Origin of the sequence: Neobacillus pocheonensis (genome assembly GCF_050477905.1) — a bacterium.
Lineage (GTDB): Bacteria > Bacillota > Bacilli > Bacillales > Cytobacillaceae > Neobacillus > Neobacillus pocheonensis_A.
Genome location: NZ_JBCNAD010000039.1, coordinates 24,707 through 43,546 on the forward strand (window position 1 = coordinate 24,707; position 18,840 = coordinate 43,546).

Sequence of the window (18,840 nt, forward strand, 5' to 3'; positions counted from 1 at the left end):
TTCTGTTATTTCTTTTCTCTTTTATAAAAAGGTGTTGGAACTACTGTAGCTTTCAAGCGTTTACCGCGAATTTCAACTTCCACTTCTGACTCAAGACCTGCAAATTCAGTCTTAATCAAAGCAAGTCCGATATTTTTCTTTAAAGTTGGTGACTGTGTACCTGTAGTAACCTCACCAATTAATTGTTCACCATTGTAGACAGGATAACCATGACGTGGAATACCACGGTCAATCATTTCAATCCCCACTAGTTTTCTAGGAAGACCGTTTTCTTTTTGCCCCTTTAATACTTCCTTACCAATGAAATCTGCTTCTTTATTTAATTTCACTGCGAAACCAATACCGGCTTCCAGCGGTGATATTTCCGCTGATAATTCTTGGCCATATAGAGCTAATACGGCTTCAAAACGTAATGTATCACGTGCTCCTAATCCGCAAGGAAGCACCCCATCTTCTTCCCCTGCTTGTAAAATTTCTTTCCAAAGCAAGGCTGCATCTGAGGAATCACAATAAACTTCAAAACCATCTTCACCTGTATAACCAGTTCTGGATACAAGTGCCTTTTTACCATTTAAAGTAACTTCCTGTTGAAATTTGAAAAAGCCAATTTCACTTAAATCAGTTTTCGTAAGTTTTTGAAGTACCTTTTCAGCAAGAGGTCCCTGGATAGCTAACTGAGCCATTTTTTCAGAAAGGTTTTCAAGACTGACGTCACCCTCAACATGATCTTCAAGCCATTTATAATCCTTTTCAATGTTTGATGCATTCACCACTAATAAGTAGTGATTGTCTTCGATTTTATATACAAGGAGATCATCAACTGTACCACCGGTTTCATAGCACATTGCTGTGTACTGGGCACCGCCGTTTTTAATTTTAGAAATATCATTCGTCATCATTTTTTGTAAATAATGTAAGCTGTCAGTGCCTTTTACTTCTACTTCCCCCATGTGGGAAACATCAAAGAGACCAGCTCTGGTACGGACTGCTTCATGCTCTTCTTTTATGCTTGAAAACTGGACTGGAAGCTCCCATCCTCCAAAATCAATCGTTTTCCCGCCGTATTCCTTATAAACATCAAAAAGCGGAGTGCGTTTTAATTCAGTCATCATAAATCCCCTTTCAATCATTTACATGTTCATTATTCGTAAAAATTGACTCTTTAACAGAGATAAAACCCATTAACAAAATCAGGAAAATTATTATCCTTTTCTCATCATAAGAAAAGCATTAAGACAAAGGAAAACATAAAAAAGGACAGAAACCTCCCTTGAAACGTAAGAAGGTCTCTGTCCTTGCACCTGAAAGTTTAACCTGGATTGGCTTTCCCCTTTGGTGGCTGCTAAAGCTTTTACAGCACTCTCCAGAGCTGCGTCAAACAAGAGTTCTTTTGCCTGAGAGATTCACATCATCTGCTTGCTCCTTCGGCGCTACATAGTAGTCTCTCCCCTTGTTATCATTCGCATTTATAATATTTTCCAATTTGGTCATACTAATTATACTTCTAAAATAATTTACCTTATTAAAATATTTAAAACTTTCAAAGCTAATATCATCCTACCATTAAAACAATACATTGAGCAATAACTTTTATAACGAACTTATGCAGGAAAAGGAGCTGAAACCATGTCGGTAAAAATTGAATTTGATTCCTCTTGGCAGGATGAATTTTTACATAGAATTGACAACGATGGTCCATGGGGAAATTGGGAGCTTTTTAAACTAGCAATAGGGGTCGAAAAACATTTGGTTATCCCTGATTTCGAGGGTCTTCAGGCACCGAATCACCTGCCTAATTTAACCCCGCTCCCGCACCAACTCGAAACGGCTAAACAAGTAATTGAAAATATGAACGGAAAAGCAATACTTGCCGATGAAGTCGGACTTGGAAAAACCATTGAAGCAGGGTTGATTTTAAAAGAATACATGATTCGGGGACTTGTAAAAAAGGTGTTAATACTTGTTCCTGCCTCATTAGTCACCCAATGGGCAATTGAACTGAATAGCAAGTTCTTTATCCCTGCCATTACCCAAAGAAAAAGCTATGTATGGGAACAATGTGATGTGGTGGTTTCTTCGATTGATACAGCAAAGCGAAATCCTCACCGGGACATTATTTACCAGCAGGATTATGACCTTATTATTATCGATGAAGCACATAAACTAAAAAATAATAAAACGAAAAACTATGAATTTGTTCAAAATCTAAAAAAGAAATTTTGTTTGTTGTTGACTGCCACACCGATTCAAAATAGAATCGAAGAAATTTTCAATCTTGTTTCCCTCCTTAAACCAGGACATTTAGGCAGCGAAACAGCATTCTTTGAAAAGTACAAACGCGATTCACGTTCCCTAAATGATGATGAACATTTAAAACAATTAGTAAACAAGGTCATGATTCGAAACCGTCGTGCTGATACTGGGATTGAATGGACAAAACGTCATGTTGAAACTATTCCAATTGAATTCACACCACCGGAGAAAGAACTCTATGAGTCCATTTCAGACCTTAAAAGTGAGGGTGACTGGGTACAAACAAGTGCCTTCTCAGTCATGACATTGCAAAGGGAAGCTTGTAGCAGCAGGGAAGCAGTTTTTTACACACTAAAAAATATGCTTCAAAAAAAGGAAAATCCATCACAAGCCTTTGAGAACCAAATCCAGTATCTGATCAAAAAAGTAGAAGCCGTCCAGAAAAATTCAAAGGCCGAAAAAGCGCTTGAGTTAATTCAAAAAGTGAATGACAAAGTGATTATTTTCACCGAATACAGGGCTACACAGTTGTATTTGCAATGGTTTTTAAAGCAGCACGGAATCTCTTCTGTCCCTTTTCGCGGTGGGTTTAAGCGAGGTAAAAAAGATTGGATGCGAGAACTGTTTCAAAAACAAGCACAAGTACTAATCGCAACAGAAGCGGGCGGAGAAGGGATTAACCTGCAATTTTGCAACCATATTATTAACTTTGATTTACCATGGAATCCGATGAGGCTGGAGCAGCGGATAGGACGTATCCATCGCCTCGGGCAAGAAAAGGATGTTATGATTTATAATTTTGCAATAAAAAACACCGTCGAAGAACATATTCTAAAGCTTTTATATGAAAAAATACATTTATTTGAAAAGGTTATTGGCGAGTTGGATGATATTCTAACGAAACTGGAATTCGGCAACATTGAAGATCATTTAATTGAAATTTTCGGACAATCCGCCTCGGAAGGTGAAATGCGGATTAAAATGGAAAATTTATCATCAATGATTGAATTTGCCGAAAGCATGAAGAAAGGAGATACACATGCAGCAGCAGGAAATTCATAACTTTCTTATGAGTTATTTTCAAGCCAACGATTGTCAGATTGTCGAAAATAAACCGGGGTTTTTAACCGTACAGCTAACGATTGAACTCGATAAAGAATTAATGAACCGCCCTTTTTACTGGCACTATTTAGAGAAAACTGGCGGAATTCCGAATCCGATGAAACTGACGTTTATTACCAATCAAGAGGTAGCCCCTGAAAATGTGAAAGGAGAAATCATCCATTTTGGCTCACCACGGCTTCACCAAATATTTGAATCGACGAAAAATCTAGCCAGCTATATTAGGCTCTACGAAAACCATCGGTATGGCAGCAGCCAAACTCCCATGCTGCCATGGCTATGTATGAATGTAAAAATTTCTTATCAATGCGACCGAAAACGGGATATTTTTAAATCCATCGGTTTGCAGCTGATTAATGGGCAAATGGTGGAGGATTTCCATGAACGGTTACTGAAAATTCCACTGACACCCAAAATACCCGATTACTCGTTTACTTTATCACCATTAGTAAAGCCGAAAAGCGGAATGTCTAGAATTGAAAATTATCTAAAATCTATGATTGCAGAAGAGGACCATTCTTGGGCAGAGGACGCAAAGAAACGGTGGGAGCAAGATTTACAGTTATTGGATCATTTCTATGAGGATGCTGAAGAAGAAAACGACAGCTATGAAACCGAAAGACAAGCTCTTAAGGAACAATACGAGCCCAAAATTAACATTTCTTTCATCAATGGCGGCCTCTTCTATTTAACCGAAAAGGCTATATGAAAAATCTATAAAGACGAGAAAAACCTGTATAGATTAAATCTACACAGGTTTTTTGTCATCCAATTACATTTTTCTTCTTTTCTTTACTTCCGTGTAGAGGACATAAGGGAGAATTCCAAACCATCGATACCAAAATGAAGCCTTTGCTTCCTTACGCTCTTGACGAAGCCTTTTTCGTTCCTCTTTTGGCTGGTCTGCATATTTAACGATGGTTTGGGTCATATATTTTACATAATCATTCGTTTTCATGGACACACCTGCCTTTTAGTACAAATAACAGTATGTCCAAATTTTATTATTTCGAATCAAATTAATTCATTTCTACCCATTTTATTAATTTTTTTGACCTTGTATCAAAATAGCCAATCCCATTTAAAGTTTCACCTGAATTCATGCATAAAGTAAAATTAACTCTTTGAACATATCCAGCAGGTACCTCAGCCTGGTATCCCATGTTTCCTTTTTGGTATACGAGCGTCCCCTTTGAAGGAATCGAACCTCCAGATTGGAAAAGGCTTTCAATCTTTTTCACTGAAATGAGGTAATAATACTCCTCTTGCAGGATTGTAGACGTTTCATGTGCTATTTTTCTTTCACTTAGTAATTTTTCAACATGAATTGAGAAAAACATAAGAAAAATGATTAGCATGCATAGTGTTAAAGGATAGGTAAATCCACTCTCCGCATTTTTCATGGTCCTGCATTCCAATTCACTAATGAATAGGCCACCATAGAATACTCTTTTCCCAAAAGATCCTTTACCATTACTTTTACTGAATTATTGAGGATGGAAAAAGAATACTCCGATACATTTTGCAGAAGAATTTCATGTCCAGTAGAATTTACCCTTCTCCGCAGATTGGATCCATATTTTTCATATTGAATGGTGTCTGCGTCCTTAGTAAGAATCAATCGACCAGATATCACTTGTGCTTTCGTTGACAAGCGGATTTCTTTTTTAATTTGACTGCAAAATACCTCCCACTCCATTGCCTGTAATTCTGCTTGGGAGTCTTTATTATTTAGGATAATTTGAAAAATGGGCGACATAAAGAGGGCAATGACTGAAAAAATAGACAGGGCAATCAGCACTTCGATGAGCGTAAAACCTTTTTCATTCAAGGTTTCCGCAGATTTCGGTTTGTTTATGAAATGGTTCTTTATCAACACTTACGCACACCTCCTTAGGCTGAATGGAATCAGTCCAAGAGATTTTGTAATTAATGTTATTCAGATTTACTGAGTAATTTGTAAGTGGCTGATTATTGGTTAATTTTGCTTGTAGCTCCTCAAACATGATTTGCCGTGCCTTTTTTTCTATTTCTAACGTTCTTGTTTGATCCCTCATTTCGATAACCAAAGGGATAAGAAACAGACAAACCATCAAAAGCGCTGAAAGAGATAATAATAGTTCAAGCAAAAAGAATCCGTTATTTTTCCGTAACATAGAACCGTCCCTTTCCAATCAAAACAGTCATTAAATAATCATTTTTTTGAGTTTGAATCACCAAGGAACCAAATTTGTTCACATTTCCATCATGCAGGAATTTAAAATATAATGGGAGCGTTCCTTCCGTTATATAAATATTGGTCGAATATTTCCTTTCAACGATTGGTGGCAACCCATTTCGCAAAAACATTGTGTACTTATATTCACTGGGAGTAAAAACAACAGAAACTTCGTGTTGATGGGAAATAGCATAATTTTGGGCATAATATAAATCCGCCTTCAATTGCGTAAAAAAGGCTGTATCTTCGATGACAATTTGCTCTGGTTTTAAGGAAATAGCAGTCACTAGGGAAAGAATCATAAAGATGGAAAGAACGACTAAGGATTCAGCTAATGTAAATCCCTTTTGGCTATTCCTCATGATGAAGCAACTGTGACATTTCCTTCTGAATCAATCACAACAGACTTACCATTTGGGCAGCCTTTATTGTTTAAATATCCCGCTGTTTCGAGCTCATCAAGAGTCGGAATTTTATTTTTTTCCATTTGATAGGCTTGAACCTGGGCTTGTACCATTTTTACATAGGCATCGCAGCCCTTGTTATTTATATTGGAATTGTGTTTTGCGACATTCGGGATGGTGATTATTAATAAAACAGATATAACCAGCATAACGATCATCATTTCGATTAATGTGAAGCCCTTTTCATTATTCATTTTTTTTATATTCATCCTTTTAACCTCCCATTTTTATATTCCATCTAATAGATGGAACATTGGTAATAAAATTGCTAGATACATTGACACAACAAGAAATCCAATAAATAAGTAAAGAGTTGGCTGAATCGTTTTCAAGCATTTTTCAATCATTTCCTCCATGGTTGACACACAATGCTTGCTGAAAAATAGTAATTCCTGCTCTAATTTTCCATTTTCTTGACCGTGTCGCACAATCATCGAAAATTCTTTTTCAAAAAATGAAAAAGAAGCTATTATCGATTCTAATTGTTCTCCAGAAACAAGTTTTAATTTAATCATTTTCCCGAGCTGGCTATAGAAGGGCTGTCTTTCATTTTGTTCAAAAAGTAACAAAGCTTCTGAGACCGAGATTCCGCCGAATAAAAGGAAACTTAATTGAATGGAAAAGTAGTGGGTAAACAGCAATTTGAGGATCCTGCCAGCAATAGGGATCCGGACTAACAGTTCCCGTTGCTTCAGGATAGAGAATTTTCGGAAGATGTAGTAGTAGTAGATTGCTGTTAAGGAAAAAATACCCAGCAAAGACTCAATAATGATAGGAAAATAATTGTCAAAGGTGTAGATAACCTTAGTGAAGAAATTCGCTTCAAGGCCAAGTGATGTAAAGAGGGTTGTAAATCTTGGCAGCAGGGTATTCTCCACAAACACAAATAGAATACCAGTGATAAAAACTAATAATAATGGATATTGAAGTAATTTTAACAGTTTGCTCATTTCCTTCCCCTTCAACTGGGCAAGACTGCTTCCTTCAAGTAGCGCTTCTGCAAAACTGCCATGCTGTTCAGCATAATAAACATAACCGATTAAATCTTTGTGAAACCCAAGATTTTCTAAGGCATGATGAAATGGTATACCTCTTTTTAATTCCTCTAAACAATCATTTAATTCCTCCTTTCGATGTTTAGGTAAGTGAAAAGATATGGACTCAATTGCTGCTGCAATTGGATACCCCCTGGCTAAAAGTTCACCAATCCTTTTTAAGAAACTTGACTGTTCATTCATAGACCATTTACGTTTTTTCATGATCGTACACCAATCGGTCAAACTCAGTCTCTTGAATATATCCAAGGGCAATTCCCTTTTTTATCACGTCTTTAATCGTCCTGTAGCGGGGTTCAATATTTTCTCCTTTTGCCGCTTTCATAGTTGAGTTTAAATTTCTTCCAGACAACAACTCAAATACACTAGCTCTTTTCCATCTTCCATACGAATAACAAAATGGTGTACAATCTCCCTGACAAAATGGGCAGGTCAACTCAACCAATCTTTGTCCTGTGACAGCAATTAATGTCTGTTCCACCTCTAGCCAATTCACGCCAAATTCCCGAAGGCGATAAACAGCACCCTTAGCATCCCTTGTATGCATCGTAGATAGAACCAAATGCCCGGTGAGAGCTGCTCTCACGGCAATTTTTGCCGTTTCGGCATCCCTGATCTCCCCAACCATTATGATATCGGGATCATGCCGAAGAATAGCTTTTAGTCCGGCCGCATAGGTAACGCCTGCTTTTTCATTAACTTGAACCTGCAAAACGGAATCATAGTTTTTTTCAATTGGATCTTCCAAGGTAATAACATTGCGGTGAAATAGATGGGCAGTTTCATTCAATAGGGAGTAGAGTGTGGTGGTCTTTCCGCTGCCTGTAGGGCCGGTGAAAATGATTAATCCATGAGCGTGTTTAAGGAGAGCTAGTAGTTTTCTTGTCATAGAAGGGAAAAGTGATAGTTGATGAAAAGGGATTTGTTCTTGCTGTGGCAGAAGCCGGATGACCAGACTCTCTCTGCTGTTAGATGGTAGGGTAGAAAGCCTTAGGCCCATTAACTTTCCGTCAACCTCACAAAAAATGGCCCCGTTTTGCGGACGTCTTCTTTCTCCGATATCCATATTTGCTGTAAATTTAAAATGTGAAATTAATCTGTCGCATTCTTCTTTTGGAAGTGATAATCGGGGAATAAGCTTGTTGGTTAAACGAATCTGGACAAGTGTGTCTTTCCTCTGTGGGATAATGTGTATATCTGTTGCCTGGTTCCTGGCCGCATCTGTGATGATCTTGTTTGCTAAAATTTCAATTGAGCTGCCAATGGGTAACACCACCTTTTAATTTTGTTTGTGTAAATTTTCGACATAGTTCTATCTTTTCCTTCTTTATTTTTAAAAAATAAAATTTTTTTATTTATATTGTTACAATATAAAGTCTGTAATTGTGAACATTTTCTAAACATATAGTGTTTACGTTGTTAACCTCATTCCCTCTTTTTTATGGCTGTATTATAATGGAATAAATTATGGGGGTCCGAGGTGAACTAGAGATGGAACAGACATTGAAAATAACAAACGTTTTATCAGATCCAACGCGGTACTACATTTATCAATACATTACGAAACGCCATCAAGAAGTAACTGTTCAGGAAGTAGCAGATAATTTTAATATTCATCCGAATGTGGCAAGGCTGCATTTATCCAAGCTCGAAGATGTCAATATGCTGGTATCAGAAACAAAGAAAACAGGTAAAGGCGGGAGACCAAGCAGATTATACCGTTTATCAGATGATGTGATTCAGCTTCACTTCCCATACCGCGATTATATGCTTTTATCAAAAGTTGCGATTCAAACCATGATTTCTCTTGGAGAAGCAGGCAGAGAGGCTCTTTTCTTAACAGGAAAGCGTTTTGGGGCTGAGATTATTGAGCAGGAAATGGCAAAAAGATCTTTAGGCGAAGAATTAGAATTCGATCAAAAGCTAACTATATTAAAAAGTGCTGCAACACTTGCAGGATTCTATCCGGAATTTGAGGCTAATGGTGACAAGACAAAAATTTACTTCCAAATATTCAATTGTCCTTTTAAAGAAGTAGCAGAGGTGCATACGGAAACAGTTTGCAGTATGCACCACGAATTTTTAAAAGGAATGTTTGGAGCTCTTTTTGAATCCGTTGAGCTGATTGAAAAAGAAAATATGATTACTGGATGTGAAACCTGCTCCTATCAGGCGCTTGTTACAAACTAATTCGAAACCATTATTTACATTGCACCTCCTTTTCTTTATAATATTGTAATGATGGTATCGTAGGGTAAAAGGAGGGATACATATGGATCGCATGTTCAGAGTTTGTGGGTTCTGGACGGGAATTTTCACCGTTATGTTATTTCTTGGTGATTTGGATAAGACAGCTATGCTATTCTTAGCCCAAACAGGATTCTTCGTTCTACTTAGCTATTTAAAACTTTCCGAGCGTATGTATATGTATGTGTTCGGAGCATATTTAACGATTTTCTTCGCGGGCTTTACATATTGGACAACGTTCATGATGCCGCTTGGTGGAGGAGAATAAAAAAAGTAAAAACGCCGTTTATCCGGCGTTTTTATTTTTTAGGGTGTGTTAAAGGTCAATTTTGATTTTGAACCTTGTTGATTGGAGCGGAGGGCACTCGACTCCTGCGGGATAGAGAGGTCACTGGAGACCCCACAGGCGCAAAAGCGCCGAGGAGGCTCCAGGGCCTCCCCGCGGAAAGCGAGTGCCCCGAGCGAAAATCAACAACCAAATTTAACACAGCCATTTTTTATAGGGTGAAAACTTCATTTTCACTTAAGGACAGACCTTTTTGTTGAATGATTATATGAAAATAAGCGCTCATTCCAGAAGGCAATATTAAGCTGCGGATGGCGCGGTTTCTTTTGCTAACCTCTGAAAAAGGGTTGGGATCATAATGATTCTCTAATTCCTCTAAAATACCGGTTTTAAGTAAGAATTCATCCTGTCTAAGCTTGGTTATACATCGTAAATGAACCTGTTCCCCTTTTTGAATAAGGTAATCAAAATGGATATGGGTTGTAATATCCATCTCTCCAGGATTTTGCAGGATATTATCGATCATTTTATGCTGATAATATCCCCTTAGGCTTCCGCGTGCTCTTCTTGGTTCCATCCACTCATCATTTGTATAGCCATAGTCTGCTGTCACGACAAGCCCTCTTGTTAGAACACTTGAGATATCCTTTAGCATGTTCGCCATGGCCAGTGGAACCTCAATTCGCTGATTTTCCTTCAAAACAATTTTACTCTCCTGTAAAAAGTTGAGAATATCTTGATTTTCCAATGGAATCATTTGCTCAATGAATTCTTCATTCTCAAGCCCCACCATTACTTCATAATTCTGACCATTCTTTTTTTCGATTACCTGAACGGGGAGTGCGTCAAAAAGTTCATTTGAAAAGATCACACCGTCAAACATTTGCATTTCCTTCAAGCTCGTTATTTGTGAAACTGAAGGAAACGCCTGTAGTAATTCCTTTTGCAATTTCCTATGATAAGGACTCGTTTCTACAATCACGTATTTTAATGGGGTTTTGACTGTTTCGTTCCACTCTTGTAAGAAGGACTGGGCAAAGCGGCCGTTCCCTGCACCAATTTCGCAAAATACAGGTTCAATTTTTGCGCTATCACATAATCGTGAAAACCATTTAGCGATGATTCTGCCATACACGTCAGAAATATTGCTCGTCGTAATAAAATCACCTTGACGACCAATTTTCTGTTTTTCTTTTATATAATATCCTTGTTCTGGGTGATAAAGTGCTGCACCGATGAAATCAGCATATGTAATTTGCTGGGATGGTGAATTTAATATTAACTGTTTTAAATAGGTTTTCATCTCTGCTGCTCCTTTTAATTAACACTATTGACATAGTGGAAACTTTATTATATTGTAAGGTTAGTAGCTTAACAATATCCCCTCCCATTATTAATTAATAGAACATCCCCCAGAAAGACCCTTCTCATTAGGAGAAGGGTCTTTCTATTTTAAAACCCGTTCAAAAATGGATTGCTGTCCATTTCATCGACAATGGTGGTTACAGGGCCATGGCCTGACAGGACATATGTTTCCTCCGGTAAGGTTAAAAGCTTGTCATGAATACTTTTTAGAAGCAAGTTATGATTCCCTCCAGCAAGGTCCGTACGACCAATACTACCTTGAAATAAAGCATCACCAGAGATGACAAACCCTTCCTGCTCAAAATAAAAAGATACACTTCCTGGAGAATGACCTGGTGTATGAAAAACTGTAAATTCAAATTCACCAATTTTCATGACGCCCTCAGTTTTTAAAAGATGATCGGCAGGTCGAACTCTGATTTCTTCCATTAACCTAAAGAATTGCGAGCCATTTAACGCAGGGTCGCCAAGCCATTTTTCTTCCTGTTTGTGAACATAGACAGGGATTTCATAAGAATCTCTTACCTCATTTACTGCACCAATATGATCAAAGTGCGCATGGGTTAGCAGGATGGCAACAGGTTTTAAAGCTCTCCTTGTTAACAAATTGATTAGTTTTTTTGCTTCACCACCAGGGTCGAAAATTAAGCATGACTTATCAGGATTTTCAACGATGTAGCAATTAGTTTGAATGCTTCCTAAGGGAATTTGCTGCCATTTCATTTTAATAGTTCCTCCAACTTGGAATTTAGATACAATTATTTTACACTATTACTCAGGTTGAGAGAAAGAAATGCGATTAAAGGGGGATATTAAAATTGAGGAAGGACTCTCGACAAATGAAAGAAAAAAATATAAAATAGGAATCGAATGTATATAATATAGTTACATAATTTTCTTAGTACTTAGGCTATCTGCCTGCTTAATACTTATAAAGGGGGTTTTCTCATGGGTTTGGTTATTATTTTTGCTCTCATAACCGTTCTTGCTGCATTTGGAGGATTAAGATCACTAAAGAATAAAAATATGCTAGGTGCATTTTGGGGAGTAGCTTCGTTTCTTGTTTTTGGCTGGTTTACAGTCATGACAATTGTTGAATCAGGTTTTCCAACTGGAGCTCACTAAGTTTAGGAAAAAAAGACTGTCAGCTGACAGTCTTTTTTTATTCAGAATTTGTAAGGTTTTATTCTTTTATCAGTTCATATATTTTTTTGGTTTTGATATCAATCATTTTTTCAAAGTTGTTTCCATATAAAATGGCTTCACCTGATGGTGAAATATTAATGGGCTCATTTTTTAAGCCATCCATTATTACTTTGTTGGTCCCCTTCTTTAGATCATATTGCGCAAGCTGAAAACCATCGGTATAAGAATCCATCTCACCACTGCTCAGCGGTTTTAGAGTATAGAATTGCCCTTTATTCTCATTGTAATCATAAAAAGGCACTAACCAATCAGAGAAATTTGTTAGCTGTGGGATAGAAAACGTGAAAATTTTATTTTTACTTTGGTTAGAAAAAGAATAGGTTGCAACTGATTGATCTTGCTTATTCACCGAGATAATCATTAGTAAATTAGGAAATGCCGAAAATTGAATTGCTGAAGGAACTATGTTTTTTTCGGTTCCACTTTCTAAGTCCTTTTCTATGAGGGGAGCAAATAATGACGGGCTATTCTTATCCCAATTTAAAAAAGCAATATTTTTCACATTTAGCCACTTTATAAAAGGCTGCGGTAGTGATACTTCGTTCGTATTTGCCTTTTTCATATCAAGTAACAACACTTTAAATGTCCAATCTTCAGCAAAATTTGAAACGAGGATTTGCTCCTCGTTATAAGGATTCCACTCAAATTCTAACTCATAAGAGGCAAATGATTTGCTAAGCCTTTCTATTCCTTTTGCATCGATAATCGTTACTAAGCCTTCATACGAAGATGGAGAGGAATGAATCAAGAGATACTTTTTTGATGGACTAATTTGGACTGTCACGATTGGATACTTACTTTTAAAAATCAAGTCACTTTTACCTGTTAATAAATGATACCGATAAACATTTGAAGTCTGATTTAAATTGGTAATATAAATAAGTTCAGTATCTGAAAGCCACCCAGCAATCTTGTAAAATTCACCATCTGGCGAAGATATCGGTAATTTCCAAGCACTTACTTGTGTTGTAATCGTTGTTTTGGGTTTATTATTTTCATTAGTCAATTTAGGCTTTTGCTGTTCTTTGTTGGCACATGCTGCCAAAAGGAGGGTCAAAACAATTAAAATGATCGACAAAGTTCCTCTTAATTGATTCACCTATCCCCCTCCTTTAATCCCTGAATTTTATATTGATAATTAATTTTAATGAGAATATATGCACATTACAAGTAATGAGCTTTGAAAATTTATAAATAAAGGGCTGCAAAAAATATCCCTTCCGAGCGTTTCATGATTTCAGGAAATTGTGAAAGTGGCAGGGGGTTTATCCCCTTTCCTAATTCTAAAGTAAAACCTGGCCGTTTAAACTCCTGAATAAACCAATCTTTATATCCTGCATGGCTATTTACATAACGAATTGCTTCGTAACCACTGACTCTTTCAAATTCTTTTGCCATTGACTCTGATTCCTCTGGTTCAAAACCTTCATAGCCCCAATAAAATTCCTCCCCTTGGGTGTGAAAGGCTAAAATACAATCAAATGGATTATTTTTAGCCAAATCAGCCATGGCGATAGCTTCAGGTTCTGTTAATGGCTGTTCGCCAGGGAAGTCTCTTGGTGCAGGAGCTTTTGGCCGTTTGTTTTGTTTGCATAGATTCCAGTTAGCCGGAAATTGATTATTTAAATCAATTCCCCTTATATTTGCCTTCCAATGAATAAAATCATCACTGCCATCATTGATACTGATGACCTCGTCCTTGAAACTGGATGGGGGGCCATTTAAGACCAGGTCTACACCATCGGGGTTTACCATCGGAACAATCGATAATTCCACTTCTTGATATAAATTTATGGCATTTCTACCATGTATCAAGCAGCCATTTGTTAACGAGAGTAAATAATTATTTAACAGATTCATCAAGACCATGGTTGTAATCCATTCATTCGCATGAAAAGAGGCATTCATATGTACTTTTTTAATACCTTTTCCAATCCGAATTTCCTGAATTGAATTCCCAAGGACACTTTTTCCGATTGTATTAACGTTAATAAATGGGTACGTTTTTATAAAATGATTGATAATCTTTATTAAACTCTTATAATCATAAGCAGCTTTTGTTGTTGTAAAAGGCTTCTTAATTCTTTCTGGCAAGTAAATTGTTTCACCAATCGTTAATTGATTGTAATCCTTGTTTTGATTTAGTATTTGAATCGCATCCACTGCTAAATGTTTCGATTCTGCTATTTTCCAAATAGTATCGGCTTCTTTAATGGTATATGGAATAGAAATATAACCAGGTAATTGTATCTTTTCAGAAACTTTCATATTAGCTGGATCAATTTTAGGGTTGGAATCAACAATAAGATTGAGTGGTACCATAAACAAATTACTTAAATATGAAAAGGTATCCCCGGAGCGTACAATAATTTCCATATTATCTCCCTCCATTTTATATGTAACATATGAAAGAGATTAGAAAAAATGATTTTTAAAAGAAAAAACCTGCAAAAATGCAGGCTCAGTCTTTATCTAATCCTATTTATTTAATTTATTTTTTATGAGCCATGCCGCACCTAGAACACCTGCATCATTCCCTAGTGTGGCAACTGCTATTTTAGTAGAATTCTTTACTGAAGAAAAGGCAAATCGCTCAAAGTTTTCCTGAACACCGTTTAATAAAATATCACCAGCTTTTGAAACACCGCCGCCCAACACAATTTTTTCCGGATTGAGTGTGTTGGCGATACTAGCTAAAGTAAATCCTAAATGAAAGGAAACCTCTTCTAAAACCTTTACAGCCAGAGGATCACCATTTCGAGCAGCATCAAAAACATCTTTGGCCGTGATTTTTCCGGATGTATGAAGCTTTTCAGCTAATTCACCCTGTGAACCGCTTTTCGAAACTTCTTCTCTTGCCAACCGAACTATACCTGTTGCGGAGGCCACGGTTTCGAGACATCCTGTTTTCCCGCAATTGCAAGGAGCACCACCAAATGGAATCACGGTAATGTGGCCGATTTCTCCGGCTGCACCGTTTGCACCTTGGATAATGTTCCCGTTTGCAATGACACCGCCGCCTACTCCCGTTCCAAGCGTTACACAAACAAGGTCCTTCGCTCCATTCCCTGCACCTTGCCACATTTCTCCTAATGCTGCACAGTTTGCATCATTTTCAATTGCTGCTGTTAAAAACGTTGCTTCTTCAAGGCTTTTCTTTAATGGATAATTATCCTTCCAGCCCAAATTCACTACATTTAAAATAATCCCAGATTCATAATCTACCGGTCCTGGTGCACCCATCCCGATTCCTATTAACTGATCTTTGTGAATGTTTAACTCATGAATTTTTTCATCAATTGATTTTGCAAGATTAAAAGTAATATTTTGACCTTCATTTGAATTATCTGTTGGAATTTCCCATTTGTAGCTAATTGCTCCATCCATTGTAATAAAAGCTATTTTCGTTGTAGTACCACCTAAATCTACTCCGACTATCAGCTGTTCTGACATTTTATTCACCCATCTTTATGCTTGATTTTTTTCTTTTTGGAATTGTATTTCTTGCCTCAAAATTAATAGAGCGGTTTGATATTCTCTCTGCTCAATCAATTGGGATTGAAACAGCTCGTTTAATTCTGCTTCCATCATTTCAAGGTCTGCAACCCGATCTCCAATATAAATAATCGTTCCAAATTTCTTTAAAAATTGCTGAATATCATAAATCGTCTTCATCTAGGGTCTCCTTAGTCTGAAAAATGGAGAAAATATTTATTCTAATAGAAAAAGTATAACCCAAGCCACCAGTCTCCTCAAGGCAATATTATTCTAAATGGCCAGATGATTGAAGTAACTGATTAATTTGTTTGACTAACTCTGCATATTGCTTTTTATCAGGATTTAACTTTGCCGCTTCCTCAGCATATTTTTTGGCTTTTATAAAGTCATTTTCTTCTAAGTAAACGAGTGCAAGGTTATAATGAGCCTCAGTGAATTTAGGATTTAATTGGATTGCACGTAATAAATGACTTTGGGCATCTTCAAGCATCCTCTGTTTAATTTCGACAAAAGACAATAAGAAATAAACTTGTTCAGAGGGATGTGTAGAATCTTTTTCTACCTCTCTTAGTATTTGATATGCTTGCTCATAATTTTCTTGTTTAATATATTCCTGTGCAACAATTAAATTAGACTGTTGATCTTTACCTTCAGCAACATTACTATAACCATATGATAAAGTCCCCCATAACACAGCTGTTGCCGCTAGTAAAAATAAAAGCTGCCATAAGGGCTTCTTCTTTTTAGGGAGATGAACCACTCCTGACGCGAGAAAGCCGCCGATTAACCCGCCTATTGGCCTGCATTATCTATACCTTGATTGGAAAATCCAAAGAAAAGATTCAATAATAAAATGATGATGAATGCCGGACCCATTGTTCGTGAAAAAAGTTTCGGATAAGAAAGTCCAAAATAAAGCAGTGCACCAGCACAACCAAAAATCGCTCCGCTTGCTCCTGCCGAAATATTATCACTAAATAAAAAACTGCCAATAAAACCCGCGGCCCCTGCAAATAAATAGATAAATAAAAAGCGAAGATTTCCAAAGATTCGTTCCACTGCTGTTCCAAGAAAATACAAACTGATGGAATTCATAGCAAGATGCCCAAATCCAATATGGAGAAAAATCGGTGTTATAAATCTCCACCATTCTCCATTATGGATATAGGGGTTAAATTTCGCCCCATATTTAAGTAGTGTTGAAGTATTGGTACTTCCTCCATGTAGCTCAAGCCAAATGTACATCGCTATTTGAATGAAGATAAATAGATAGGTGTAAAAAGGTTTGCCGTGCGAAAGGATGGCTTTTTCCGTTTTCATTTTTTGAATAGCATGGCCCAAGGCTGTCTTTTTAAGCGTTTCCACTTCTGTTTCTAAAACATCCTCTTTAATCGGAAAATGAACCTCTTTTTGGAGCAAGTTGGACATTTGACTGAAACCGGAATCATATATATCCTTTGCCAAGATGATTGAACGAACAGTGGTTTTATTAGAGTCAGGATAGACATACGGTTTGTCGATACGGAATTCATAATCATCTACAGGTGGATGTTGACTGACATAAATGTTGATAACATTTAATTCATGGCGACCAATCTGCCCGCGCACCCTTTCTCCATTTGCTGCAGTGAACTCAATGTCTCTTTGCATTGTATTGCTCCAATCTAAATCATGGAGAAGCATTCTAATAATAGGAGCTTGTTTATTTTCAAATTTTTCAAGCCATAGCTCTCGTTGGTTCTCAAATAATTGGATCATTCTATAGCCATGATCAGCTATTAAAAAATAGGCCAGCCTCCAGAATATGTACCCCTCTTTACTATTCATATCTCACCAACTTTCAATAAGCCTCGTTTCCTTCATTATAACCGAAATGGCTCGTTCCATTAATATCAAAATAAAAAACCATCTGTGGTTTTCACCATTCAGATGGTCTTCCAAATACCGATTGCATCATTTTCTGTTTTACGCCTGGCATACTCATAAATGAACCTACTGCAATCCTGCGCATCCAGCTAGAACCGAGCAAAACATTAATCAGACGGTATCGGTAACGGAATGCAAAATAACCAATTGACCCTATCATTAAAATAGACGTTAACATTCGAGACATTTTCATCCCTCCTGCTACTATTCTGTGATGATAATAACTATTTTATCCAATTGTAGTACTTAAATATTTTTAAAAACTGGCTCCATTGTTTTCTTTAATACATTTACAGAATTCGTAAATTTTTGTTTTTCCTCTTCATTCAATTCAAGCTGGACAATTTCTCTTATTCCATTTCGATTTACCACAGCAGGAACACCAATGTATATATCGTTTTGACCATATTCACCGTCTAAATAAGCGGATACAGTAAGAACTGAATTTTCATTTTGTAATAATGCTTTTGTCAATCTCACTAAGCCCATGGCAATACCATAGTAAGTAGCCCCTTTTCGCTCAATGATATGATAGGCTGCATCTCGAACGTTTAAAAAGATTTGGTCAAGATCCTCTTGTCTAAAGTCTTGTTTATTTTTTGTCCACTCAGAGATGGAGGTTCCAGCAATATCGGCATGGCTCCAAACTGGCAGCTCTGTATCACCGTGTTCCCCAATAATATAAGCATGAACATTTCGCGTATCAACGTCAAAATAATCACCCAGTAAAAAGCGAAATCGGGCTGTATCTAATATGGTACCAGATCCGATAACGCGTTCTTTTGGAAGTCCAGAAAACTTCCATACGGCATAGGTTAAAATGTCTACTGGATTGGTGGCTACTAAAAAGATCCCATCAAAGCCGCTAGCCATGATTTCTTCAACGATGCCCTTGAAAATTCTTGAATTTTTCTCCACAAGGTCTAACCGGGTTTCACCTGGCTTCTGATTGGCGCCTGCCGTTATCACAACAAGGTCTGCCTGCCCGCAATCTTCATAGCCGCCGTACCATATTTTTGTTCGGGATGGGGCAAAAGGCAGCCCATGATTTAAATCCATTGCATCGCCTTCTGCTTTATTTTTATTTAAGTCGATTAATACAAGCTCTTCAGTGATTCCTTGATTTAATAAGGCAAATGCATAGCTTGACCCGACAAAGCCTGTTCCTATGAGAGCAACCCTATTTACACGATTTAACAT

The 18,840-nt window shown here is 37.2% G+C and carries 24 protein-coding genes and 1 riboswitch; of the genes, 5 read left to right on the forward strand and 19 right to left on the reverse strand.

Features of this window, described 5'->3' with window-relative positions:
- Positions 1-5: 5 nt before the first annotated feature.
- Complete coding sequence (gene gcvT / locus ABES02_RS21165; RefSeq protein WP_430139353.1) at positions 6-1,109, reverse strand: glycine cleavage system aminomethyltransferase GcvT; 1,104 nt, start codon at positions 1,107-1,109, stop codon at positions 6-8.
- Between the two features lie 263 nt (positions 1,110-1,372).
- A riboswitch (glycine riboswitch) is annotated at positions 1,373-1,460 on the reverse strand.
- Positions 1,461-1,626: 166 nt separating this feature from the next.
- On the opposite strand from gcvT, the gene ABES02_RS21170 reads away from it, so the two are divergent.
- Together ABES02_RS21170 and ABES02_RS21175 are read left to right on the forward strand one after the other, a co-directional pair.
- Entirely contained in the window at positions 1,627-3,315 is a 1,689-nt protein-coding gene (locus ABES02_RS21170) for a DEAD/DEAH box helicase (RefSeq protein ID WP_430139355.1), read from the forward strand.
- Positions 3,293-4,084 (forward strand): YqhG family protein, encoded by a 792-nt coding sequence (locus ABES02_RS21175; protein WP_430139357.1) that lies wholly within the window; start codon positions 3,293-3,295, stop codon positions 4,082-4,084. The genes ABES02_RS21170 and ABES02_RS21175 overlap by 23 nt, the downstream gene beginning before the upstream one ends.
- A gap of 63 nt (positions 4,085-4,147) precedes the next feature.
- Here the strand turns inward: ABES02_RS21175 and ABES02_RS21180 are convergent, their stop codons facing one another.
- The 8 genes from ABES02_RS21180 to comGA all read right to left on the reverse strand — a co-directional run bounded on the left by ABES02_RS21180 (position 4,148) and on the right by comGA (position 8,388).
- On the reverse strand, positions 4,148-4,333 hold the full coding sequence (locus ABES02_RS21180; protein ID WP_430139358.1) for a YqzE family protein: 186 nt from the start codon (positions 4,331-4,333) through the stop codon (positions 4,148-4,150).
- Between the two features lie 61 nt (positions 4,334-4,394).
- Complete coding sequence (gene comGG, locus ABES02_RS21185) at positions 4,395-4,778, reverse strand: competence type IV pilus minor pilin ComGG (RefSeq protein ID WP_430139360.1); 384 nt, start codon at positions 4,776-4,778, stop codon at positions 4,395-4,397.
- Positions 4,775-5,254, reverse strand: coding sequence for a competence type IV pilus minor pilin ComGF (gene comGF, locus ABES02_RS21190; RefSeq protein WP_430139362.1), 480 nt, complete (start codon positions 5,252-5,254; stop codon positions 4,775-4,777). The genes comGG and comGF overlap by 4 nt, the downstream gene beginning before the upstream one ends.
- The gene (gene comGE / locus ABES02_RS21195) at positions 5,199-5,531 is read right to left on the reverse strand and encodes a competence type IV pilus minor pilin ComGE (RefSeq protein WP_430139364.1); all 333 of its coding nucleotides are present in this window, start codon (positions 5,529-5,531) and stop codon (positions 5,199-5,201) included. Before comGE ends, comGF begins: the two co-directional genes overlap by 56 nt.
- Positions 5,515-5,955, reverse strand: coding sequence for a competence type IV pilus minor pilin ComGD (gene comGD, locus ABES02_RS21200; RefSeq protein ID WP_430139366.1), 441 nt, complete (start codon positions 5,953-5,955; stop codon positions 5,515-5,517). Before comGD ends, comGE begins: the two co-directional genes overlap by 17 nt.
- Positions 5,952-6,266, reverse strand: a complete 315-nt coding sequence (comGC, locus tag ABES02_RS21205) for a competence type IV pilus major pilin ComGC (RefSeq protein ID WP_430139367.1) — start codon at positions 6,264-6,266, stop codon at positions 5,952-5,954. Before comGC ends, comGD begins: the two co-directional genes overlap by 4 nt.
- A gap of 18 nt (positions 6,267-6,284) precedes the next feature.
- Positions 6,285-7,316: a competence type IV pilus assembly protein ComGB gene (gene comGB / locus ABES02_RS21210; protein ID WP_430139369.1), complete on the reverse strand. Its 1,032-nt coding sequence runs from the start codon at positions 7,314-7,316 to the stop codon at positions 6,285-6,287.
- Complete coding sequence (comGA, locus tag ABES02_RS21215) at positions 7,303-8,388, reverse strand: competence type IV pilus ATPase ComGA (protein ID WP_430139370.1); 1,086 nt, start codon at positions 8,386-8,388, stop codon at positions 7,303-7,305. The genes comGB and comGA overlap by 14 nt, the downstream gene beginning before the upstream one ends.
- 215 nt (positions 8,389-8,603) lie before the next feature.
- On the opposite strand from comGA, the gene ABES02_RS21220 reads away from it, so the two are divergent.
- Entirely contained in the window at positions 8,604-9,302 is a 699-nt protein-coding gene (locus ABES02_RS21220) for a helix-turn-helix transcriptional regulator (RefSeq protein WP_430139372.1), read from the forward strand.
- 82 nt (positions 9,303-9,384) lie between these two features.
- Positions 9,385-9,627 (forward strand): DUF2626 domain-containing protein, encoded by a 243-nt coding sequence (locus ABES02_RS21225; RefSeq protein ID WP_430139374.1) that lies wholly within the window; start codon positions 9,385-9,387, stop codon positions 9,625-9,627.
- Between the two features lie 229 nt (positions 9,628-9,856).
- On the opposite strand, the gene ABES02_RS21230 is transcribed toward ABES02_RS21225, so the two are convergent.
- Together ABES02_RS21230 and ABES02_RS21235 are read right to left on the reverse strand one after the other, a co-directional pair.
- Complete coding sequence (locus ABES02_RS21230) at positions 9,857-10,948, reverse strand: class I SAM-dependent methyltransferase (protein ID WP_430139376.1); 1,092 nt, start codon at positions 10,946-10,948, stop codon at positions 9,857-9,859.
- Between the two features lie 149 nt (positions 10,949-11,097).
- Positions 11,098-11,733 carry an MBL fold metallo-hydrolase gene (locus ABES02_RS21235; RefSeq protein ID WP_430139377.1) on the reverse strand — a complete coding sequence of 212 codons (636 nt, stop codon included), beginning with the start codon at positions 11,731-11,733 and terminating at the stop codon, positions 11,098-11,100.
- A 225-nt stretch (positions 11,734-11,958) separates the two neighbouring features.
- On the opposite strand from ABES02_RS21235, the gene ABES02_RS21240 reads away from it, so the two are divergent.
- Positions 11,959-12,135 (forward strand): DUF2759 domain-containing protein, encoded by a 177-nt coding sequence (locus tag ABES02_RS21240; protein ID WP_430139378.1) that lies wholly within the window; start codon positions 11,959-11,961, stop codon positions 12,133-12,135.
- 58 nt (positions 12,136-12,193) lie between these two features.
- Here the strand turns inward: ABES02_RS21240 and ABES02_RS21245 are convergent, their stop codons facing one another.
- From ABES02_RS21245 to ABES02_RS21280, 8 genes are all read right to left on the reverse strand, one after another.
- The gene (locus tag ABES02_RS21245; RefSeq protein ID WP_430139380.1) at positions 12,194-13,315 is read right to left on the reverse strand and encodes a hypothetical protein; all 1,122 of its coding nucleotides are present in this window, start codon (positions 13,313-13,315) and stop codon (positions 12,194-12,196) included.
- A gap of 89 nt (positions 13,316-13,404) precedes the next feature.
- Positions 13,405-14,592, reverse strand: coding sequence for a M14 family metallopeptidase (locus ABES02_RS21250; protein ID WP_430139381.1), 1,188 nt, complete (start codon positions 14,590-14,592; stop codon positions 13,405-13,407).
- A 102-nt stretch (positions 14,593-14,694) separates the two neighbouring features.
- Positions 14,695-15,669, reverse strand: a complete 975-nt coding sequence (locus tag ABES02_RS21255; RefSeq protein ID WP_430139382.1) for an ROK family glucokinase — start codon at positions 15,667-15,669, stop codon at positions 14,695-14,697.
- A gap of 15 nt (positions 15,670-15,684) precedes the next feature.
- Positions 15,685-15,891: a YqgQ family protein gene (locus tag ABES02_RS21260; protein ID WP_430139383.1), complete on the reverse strand. Its 207-nt coding sequence runs from the start codon at positions 15,889-15,891 to the stop codon at positions 15,685-15,687.
- An 88-nt stretch (positions 15,892-15,979) separates the two neighbouring features.
- The gene (locus ABES02_RS21265) at positions 15,980-16,408 is read right to left on the reverse strand and encodes a tetratricopeptide repeat protein (RefSeq protein WP_430139384.1); all 429 of its coding nucleotides are present in this window, start codon (positions 16,406-16,408) and stop codon (positions 15,980-15,982) included.
- A 98-nt stretch (positions 16,409-16,506) separates the two neighbouring features.
- Complete coding sequence (locus ABES02_RS21270; protein WP_430139386.1) at positions 16,507-17,541, reverse strand: rhomboid family intramembrane serine protease; 1,035 nt, start codon at positions 17,539-17,541, stop codon at positions 16,507-16,509.
- Positions 17,542-17,632: 91 nt separating this feature from the next.
- On the reverse strand, positions 17,633-17,827 hold the full coding sequence (locus tag ABES02_RS21275; protein WP_430139388.1) for a hypothetical protein: 195 nt from the start codon (positions 17,825-17,827) through the stop codon (positions 17,633-17,635).
- Positions 17,828-17,886: 59 nt separating this feature from the next.
- On the reverse strand, positions 17,887-18,840 hold the full coding sequence (locus ABES02_RS21280; RefSeq protein ID WP_430139389.1) for an L-lactate dehydrogenase: 954 nt from the start codon (positions 18,838-18,840) through the stop codon (positions 17,887-17,889).

Bases quoted from the DNA above. Each gene is read 5' to 3' on its own strand.
- ABES02_RS21175 (WP_430139357.1), top strand. From the start codon at position 3,293: ATGCAGCAGCAGGAAATTCATAACTTTCTTATGAGTTATTTTCAAGCC.
- ABES02_RS21240 (WP_430139378.1), top strand. From the start codon at position 11,959: ATGGGTTTGGTTATTATTTTTGCTCTCATAACCGTTCTTGCTGCATTT.
- ABES02_RS21280 (WP_430139389.1), bottom strand. From the start codon at position 18,840: ATGTTAAATCGTGTAAATAGGGTTGCTCTCATAGGAACAGGCTTTGTC.
- comGB (WP_430139369.1), bottom strand. From the start codon at position 7,316: ATGAAAAAACGTAAATGGTCTATGAATGAACAGTCAAGTTTCTTAAAA.
- ABES02_RS21260 (WP_430139383.1), bottom strand. From the start codon at position 15,891: ATGAAGACGATTTATGATATTCAGCAATTTTTAAAGAAATTTGGAACG.
- ABES02_RS21250 (WP_430139381.1), bottom strand. From the start codon at position 14,592: ATGGAAATTATTGTACGCTCCGGGGATACCTTTTCATATTTAAGTAAT.
- ABES02_RS21270 (WP_430139386.1), bottom strand. From the start codon at position 17,541: ATGAATAGTAAAGAGGGGTACATATTCTGGAGGCTGGCCTATTTTTTA.
- comGC (WP_430139367.1), bottom strand. From the start codon at position 6,266: ATGAATATAAAAAAAATGAATAATGAAAAGGGCTTCACATTAATCGAA.
- ABES02_RS21230 (WP_430139376.1), bottom strand. From the start codon at position 10,948: ATGAAAACCTATTTAAAACAGTTAATATTAAATTCACCATCCCAGCAA.
- ABES02_RS21220 (WP_430139372.1), top strand. From the start codon at position 8,604: ATGGAACAGACATTGAAAATAACAAACGTTTTATCAGATCCAACGCGG.
- comGD (WP_430139366.1), bottom strand. From the start codon at position 5,955: ATGAGGAATAGCCAAAAGGGATTTACATTAGCTGAATCCTTAGTCGTT.
- comGE (WP_430139364.1), bottom strand. From the start codon at position 5,531: ATGTTACGGAAAAATAACGGATTCTTTTTGCTTGAACTATTATTATCT.
- gcvT (WP_430139353.1), bottom strand. From the start codon at position 1,109: ATGACTGAATTAAAACGCACTCCGCTTTTTGATGTTTATAAGGAATAC.
- comGG (WP_430139360.1), bottom strand. From the start codon at position 4,778: ATGAAAAATGCGGAGAGTGGATTTACCTATCCTTTAACACTATGCATG.
- ABES02_RS21170 (WP_430139355.1), top strand. From the start codon at position 1,627: ATGTCGGTAAAAATTGAATTTGATTCCTCTTGGCAGGATGAATTTTTA.
- ABES02_RS21235 (WP_430139377.1), bottom strand. From the start codon at position 11,733: ATGAAATGGCAGCAAATTCCCTTAGGAAGCATTCAAACTAATTGCTAC.
- ABES02_RS21275 (WP_430139388.1), bottom strand. From the start codon at position 17,827: ATGTCTCGAATGTTAACGTCTATTTTAATGATAGGGTCAATTGGTTAT.
- ABES02_RS21180 (WP_430139358.1), bottom strand. From the start codon at position 4,333: ATGAAAACGAATGATTATGTAAAATATATGACCCAAACCATCGTTAAA.
- ABES02_RS21225 (WP_430139374.1), top strand. From the start codon at position 9,385: ATGGATCGCATGTTCAGAGTTTGTGGGTTCTGGACGGGAATTTTCACC.
- ABES02_RS21255 (WP_430139382.1), bottom strand. From the start codon at position 15,669: ATGTCAGAACAGCTGATAGTCGGAGTAGATTTAGGTGGTACTACAACG.